We start from the raw sequence: 6,030 nt of genomic DNA, 5'->3' as shown, positions 1-6,030 counted from the left end.
CCTCTGGGGGAGGTGGCCCGGAGGGCCGGAGGGGGTTTGCGGCGATGGAATTTTCGGGGGAATCCAGGTGAGCAACAACCAACCCATCATCACCTTCGAGAACGTCACCAAGCGCTTCGGCAAGATGGTGGCCGTCGACAACGTCTCGCTGTCGATCCAGGAGGGCGAGTTCTTCTCGCTGCTGGGGCCGTCGGGCTGCGGCAAGACCACCCTGCTGCGGATGCTGGCCGGGTTCGAGACCCCGACCGAGGGCCGCATCCTGATCGACGGCCAGGACGTCTCGACCATCCCGCCCAACAAGCGGCCGGTCAACATGGTGTTCCAGTCCTACGCCGTGTTCCCGCACATGAGCGTGGCCGACAATGTCGCCTACGGCCTGAAGGTCGACCGGGTCTCCAAGGCCGAGCGCGACCGACGGGTGGAGGAGGCGCTGGACCTGGTCCAGTTGCACGGCCTGGCCGAGCGCCGGCCCGACCAGCTGTCGGGGGGGCAACGCCAGCGCGTGGCCCTGGCCCGGGCGCTGGTGAAACGCCCCCGGGTGCTGCTGCTGGACGAGCCGCTGTCGGCCCTGGACGCCAAGCTGCGCGACCAGATGCGCACCGAGCTGTGCACCCTGCAGGAGAAGGTCGGGATCACCTTCATCATGGTCACCCACGACCAGGACGAGGCCCTGGCCCTGGCCAGCCGCTGCGCGGTGATGAACCGCGGCGTGCTGCAGCAGGTGGCCGGTCCCAGCGACCTGTACGAGTTCCCCAACAGCCGCTTCGTGGCCGACTTCATCGGCAGCGTGAACCTGTTCGAGGGGGTGCTGGCGGTCGACGAGCCCAGCCACGCGGTGGTCAGGTCGCCCGACCTGGACTGCGACATCTTCCTGGACCACGGCGTCACCGGCGCGCGCGGCGGCACGGTCTGGGCGGCGCTGCGGCCCGAGAAGATCGAGCTGCACAAGCGTCCCGACGACGGCGCGCCGCCGAACATGGGCGACTGCCCGATCGGCCAGAACGCCGTGGCCGGGGTGATCAAGCACGAGGCCTATCTGGGCGGCCAGAGCGTCTACGAGGTCGAGATCGCCAGCGGCCGGCGGGTGAAGGTGGCGCGACCCAACCTGACCCGCTGGGACCAGGAGGACTTCAAGCTGGGCGAGGCCGTGTGGCTGGGCTGGCACGCGTGCTCGCCGGCGGTGTTGCTGTCGTGATTTTCGCCTGCGCCTCTTCCTTCCCCCTTGATGGGGGAAGGTGGCCGCGAAGCGGTCGGATGGGGGTGAACGCGACGCGTTCTTCGCGTCGCCGTCGCCGCGCCACCCCCATCCCCGACCCTTCCCCCATCAAGGGGGAAGGGAGATGAGCACCCCCCGCCCCGTCGCCGGCGTCATCTGCTGCACCCGCACCGTCGGGATCGAGCCGGCCCAGGCGGTGATGAACCGCTATGTCGCCAACGCCATGAAATACGCCGACGCCGCGGCCTTGCTGGTCCCGTCGATGCCCGACCTGATGAAGGCTTCCGAGGTCGCCGCCCGCCTGGACGGCCTGATGCTGACCGGCAGCCCCTCGAACCTGGATCCGGCGCTCTATGGCGAGGAGATCGGCGACGCGCCGGGCCCGTTCGACGCGGCGCGCGACACCATGACCGCCGACCTGATCAAGGCCATGCTGGACCTTGGCCGGCCGGTGTTCGGGGTGTGCCGGGGCCTCCAGGAGATCAATGTCGCGTTCGGCGGCACGCTGCGGCGGGACATGTCCGAAGAGGGCGCGCCGCTGGCCCACCACGCGCCCGTCGAGGTCGACTTCAACGCCATGTTCGATCACGCCCACCGCGTCGACCTGACCCCGGGCGGCGTCCTGGCCCGCGCCTTCGACGCCGAGGCCGCGACCGTCAATTCCGTGCACTATCAGGGCGTCGACCGGCTGGGCGAGGGCCTGACGGTCGAGGCCCGCGCGCCCGACGGCGTGGTCGAGGCGGTGTCGGCCGAGGTCAACGGCGCGCCCGTCCTGGCCGTGCAATGGCATCCCGAATGGAAGACCGAGCGCAATCCGCAAAGCCAGGCGTTCTTCCAGGTGTTCGGTCGGGCGCTGCGGGGCGAACCACTTCCCCCTCCCCCTTGATGGGGGAGGGGCAGGGGTGGGGGTGAGCGCGGCGGTCAGGTTCGCGCTTTCTCCTGGCCCGCTGTCACCCCCATCCCCGACCCTTCCCCCATCGAAGGGGGAAGGGAGCAAGAAAAGAAAAACGTCCAGGAGCACCCCCGATGACCGTCCCGATCCGCAACCACGACATCGCCGAACTCAAGCGCCTGGACCTGGCCCACCACCTGCCGGCCCAGGCCGACCACAAGGTGCTGGCGGAGCTGGGCGGCAGCCGGATCATCACCCGCGCCGACGGCGTCTACATCCATGACGGGGAGGGCCACCAGATCCTGGACGGCATGGCCGGCCTGTGGTGCGTCAATGTCGGCTACGGGCGCGAGGAGCTGGCCAAGGCGGCCTACGACCAGATGCTGGAGCTGCCCTATTACAACACCTTCTTCAAGACGGCCTCGCCGCCGCCGATCCGGCTGGCCGCCAAGATCGCCGAGAAGATGGGCGGACGCCTGACCCACGTCTTCTACAATTCGTCAGGCTCGGAGGCCAACGACACCGTCTTCCGCCTGGCGCGCCACTATTGGAAACTGAAGGGCCAGCCCCAGCGCACGGCTTTCATCAGCCGGTGGAACGCCTATCACGGCTCGACCGTGGCCGGCGTGTCGCTGGGCGGCATGAAGCACATGCATGTGCAGGGCGACCTGCCGATCCCCGGCGTGCACCACGTGATGCAGCCCTACTCGTTCGGCGAAGGCTTCGGCGAGGATCCCGCCGCCTTCCGCGACCGGGCGGTCAAGGCGATCGAGGACAAGATCCTCGAGGTCGGACCCGAGAATGTCGCCGCCTTCATCGGCGAGCCGGTGCAGGGGGCGGGCGGGGTGATCATCCCGCCGGACGGCTACTGGCCCGCCGTCGAGGCCCTGTGCCGCAAGTACGGGATCCTGCTGGTCTGCGACGAGGTGATCTGCGGCTTCGGGCGCCTCGGCCAATGGTTCGGCCACCAGCACTACGGGATCAAGCCCGACATGATCGCCATGGCCAAGGGACTGTCGTCCGGCTACCTGCCGATCTCGGCCGTGGGCGTGGCCGACCACATCGTCGCCGAGCTGCGCGAGAAGGGCGGCGACTTCATCCACGGCTTCACCTATTCGGGCCACCCGACCTGCGCGGCCGTGGCGCTGAAGAACATCGAGATCATCGAGCGCGAAGGCCTGGTCGAGCGCACCCGCGACGACACCGGCCCCTACCTGGCCAAGGCCCTGGCCACGCTGAACGACCACCCGCTGGTCGGCGAGACCCGGTCGCTGGGCCTGATCGGCGCGGTCGAGATCGTGCGCGAGAAGGGCACCAATCACCGCTTCCTCGACAAGGAGGGCGAGGCCGGGCCGATCGTGCGCGACCTGTGCATCGCCAACGGCCTGATGGTCCGCGCCATCCGCGACAGCATCGTCTGCTGCCCGCCCCTGATCATCACTCACGCCCAGATCGACGAGCTGGTGGGCATCATCAGGAAGTCGCTGGACGAGGCGGAGCCGGTGCTGCGGGCGCTGAAGGCAGAGGCGGGGGTGTGAGTGGCGCGGCGAGGTGTCAGGTCGAAATCCGGCGCGCCAACCAAGCTAGCGGTGGCAACAACAGGCTAGCGGCGGCGGCAAGAAGCCAGAGCAACAGAGCGGGCAACAGTTGCATGCCCCAAACCGCGCCTTCCGCGTTTGCACCGCCTTCGGGGTCGGTGGGAGGAGCGGCTCCGATAATCGGGATCAAGACCATAAGGCCGATGGGGAGGCTGATCAGGACTGCTGTCACGACGGCGAGCCAGCCAAAACGATTGAGCCGGAATGCGACTATCCAGCCGGCCACGATGACGACCACCGGCATGGTCGACCCGATGAGAAGAGCAATGGCTCGCAGTCCGTTCATGTGGGTGTCCGATGATGCCCGCCTCGTAAAACACGCTCTGGGTCAATCTGTCGAAAGCAAAAGCGATCAATTCATAGTGCAGACCGAGAGCCGACGGGACCGTGCGGGTCAGCGATCTCGGATGCGCTTACGCAAGGCTTCGAAGTATTTGGCTTCCACCGGCTTGGTCGGGGCGGAAGTCGCGCCATCGAGCAGGAAGCTGCGCAAAGGGATTTGCTCGGGCGTTCCCAGCGTCCTGAGCCATTCGCGAACGAGGGCATGCGAGACCACGCGTCCGGCTTCAATGTCTGCATCCGCCAACGCCTCGGCGACATCGTCAGGCAGTTCATCCAACGGGGCGGGTGGCATCGTCAGCTCCACGGTCGCGTGCCTGTCCATTGTATCATGAACCCTTCTCCCCTTGCGGGAGAAGGTGGCTCGCAGCGCGAGGTCGGATGAGGGGGTGAAGGCCAGGTCAACCGCGAGGGCGATCCAGCCGACGAAGCCGGATAGTTTTGAGAGACCCCTCATCCGGCGCTTCGCGCCACCTTCTCCCGCAAGGGGAGAAGGGTAGACTGACAGCACATTCCTCAGACCCCCCGGGTGTCATGAAGTACAAAGACAAGAAATCCAAACCCGCTCCCAAGACGACCCGCGGGGTCGCCACGCTCGATGACGCCAAGGACTGGTTCGCCCGGCAGAACATCGAGGAGATCGAGTGCGTCGTGCCCGACCTGGCCGGCGTCGCGCGGGGCAAGATCATGCCGGTGCGCAAGTTCCTGGGCACGCCGTCGATGAACCTGCCGCTGGCGGTGTTCTACCAGACCATCACCGGCGACTTCCCCGAGTTCGAGGGGGCGGTCAATTCGGTGCAGGCCGACACCGACGTGATCCTGACCCCGGACCTGGCCACCCTGGCCGTGGTGCCCTGGGCCCAGGACCCGACCGCCCAGGTGATCCACGACGCCTTCCATCCCGACGGCCGCCCGGTCGAGGAAAGCCCGCGCCAGGTGCTGCGCCGGGTGGTGGCCCTCTATCGCGAGAAGGGCTGGGACCCGATCGTGGCCCCGGAGATCGAGTTCTACCTGGTCGAGAAGAACACCGATCCGGACTATCCGCTGAAGCCGCCGGTCGGGCGTTCCGGCAGGCCGGAAACCGGCCGCCAGGGCTATTCGATCGCCGCGGTCAACGAGTTCGACGCCCTGTTCGAGGACATGTACGAATACTCGGAACGCCAGGGCCTGGAGATCGACACCCTGATCCACGAAAGCGGCGTGGCCCAGATGGAGATCAACCTGCGCCACGGTCATCCGCTGGAGCTGGCCGACCAGGTGTTCATGTTCAAGCGCACCATCCGCGAGGTGGCGCTGGAGCACGAGATCTACGCCACCTTCATGGCCAAGCCGATGGCCGCCGAGCCCGGCAGCGCCATGCACATCCACCAGTCGATCCTGGGCGAGGACGGTGAGAACCTGTTCTCCGATCCCAAGACCCGCGAGGCCACGCCGCTGTTCTACGCCTTCATCGCCGGCCAGCAGCGCTACCTGCCGGCGATCATGGCCATCCTGGCGCCGTACGTGAACTCCTACCGCCGTATCGCGCGGGAGAGCGGCGCGCCGGTCAACACCCAGTGGGGCTACGACAACCGCACCTGCGGCCTGCGCGTGCCGCCGTCCGACCCGGCCAACCGCCGGGTCGAGAACCGCATCCCCTCGTCGGACGCCAACCCCTATCTGGCCATCGCCGCGACCCTGGCGGCCGGCTATCTGGGCATGGTCCACAACCTGTCGCCCACCGCCCCGGTCGACACCGACGCCAATGTCGCCGGCATCGAACTGCCGCGCAGCCTGCTGGAGTCGGTGGCCCTGTTCGAAGCCGCCCAGCCCCTGGTCGACATCCTGGGCGCGACGTTCTGCAACGCCTACGCCACGGTCAAGCAGGCCGAGTACGAGACCTTCATGCGGACGATCAGCCCGTGGGAGCGGGAGTTCCTGTTGCTGAATGTGTGAGGTCGGCGCGGTGAACACTTGCCCCCTACGGACCGCTTCGCGGTCGTCTT

6 protein-coding genes are annotated in these 6,030 nt (G+C 67.6%); 4 read left to right on the top strand and 2 right to left on the bottom strand.

The window, feature by feature from the left end:
* The first annotated feature begins 124 nt into the window (after positions 1–124).
* The 3 genes from WAL33_RS04950 (at position 125) to WAL33_RS04940 (ending at position 3,646) form a co-directional block, all read left to right on the top strand.
* The gene (locus tag WAL33_RS04950) at positions 125–1,195 is read left to right on the top strand and encodes an ABC transporter ATP-binding protein (RefSeq protein ID WP_422179074.1); all 1,071 of its coding nucleotides are present in this window, start codon (positions 125–127) and stop codon (positions 1,193–1,195) included.
* A 145-nt stretch (positions 1,196–1,340) separates the two neighbouring features.
* Positions 1,341–2,102: a gamma-glutamyl-gamma-aminobutyrate hydrolase family protein gene (locus WAL33_RS04945; RefSeq protein ID WP_422179072.1), complete on the top strand. Its 762-nt coding sequence runs from the start codon at positions 1,341–1,343 to the stop codon at positions 2,100–2,102.
* A gap of 140 nt (positions 2,103–2,242) precedes the next feature.
* Entirely contained in the window at positions 2,243–3,646 is a 1,404-nt protein-coding gene (locus tag WAL33_RS04940; RefSeq protein WP_422179070.1) for an aspartate aminotransferase family protein, read from the top strand.
* Positions 3,647–3,662: 16 nt separating this feature from the next.
* On the opposite strand, the gene WAL33_RS04935 is transcribed toward WAL33_RS04940, so the two are convergent.
* Both WAL33_RS04935 and WAL33_RS04930 read right to left on the bottom strand, forming a co-directional pair.
* Positions 3,663–3,992, bottom strand: a complete 330-nt coding sequence (locus WAL33_RS04935; RefSeq protein WP_422179068.1) for a hypothetical protein — start codon at positions 3,990–3,992, stop codon at positions 3,663–3,665.
* Positions 3,993–4,100: 108 nt separating this feature from the next.
* Positions 4,101–4,502 (bottom strand): hypothetical protein, encoded by a 402-nt coding sequence (locus WAL33_RS04930; RefSeq protein ID WP_422179066.1) that lies wholly within the window; start codon positions 4,500–4,502, stop codon positions 4,101–4,103.
* A gap of 77 nt (positions 4,503–4,579) precedes the next feature.
* Between WAL33_RS04930 and WAL33_RS04925 the strand changes: the two genes are divergently transcribed.
* On the top strand, positions 4,580–5,980 hold the full coding sequence (locus WAL33_RS04925; protein ID WP_422179064.1) for a glutamine synthetase family protein: 1,401 nt from the start codon (positions 4,580–4,582) through the stop codon (positions 5,978–5,980).
* Positions 5,981–6,030: the final 50 nt, after the last annotated feature.

Origin of the sequence: Caulobacter sp. (assembly GCF_049283275.1) — a bacterium.
Lineage (GTDB): Bacteria > Pseudomonadota > Alphaproteobacteria > Caulobacterales > Caulobacteraceae > Caulobacter.
This window is presented reverse-complemented; position numbering and strand designations above follow the sequence as displayed.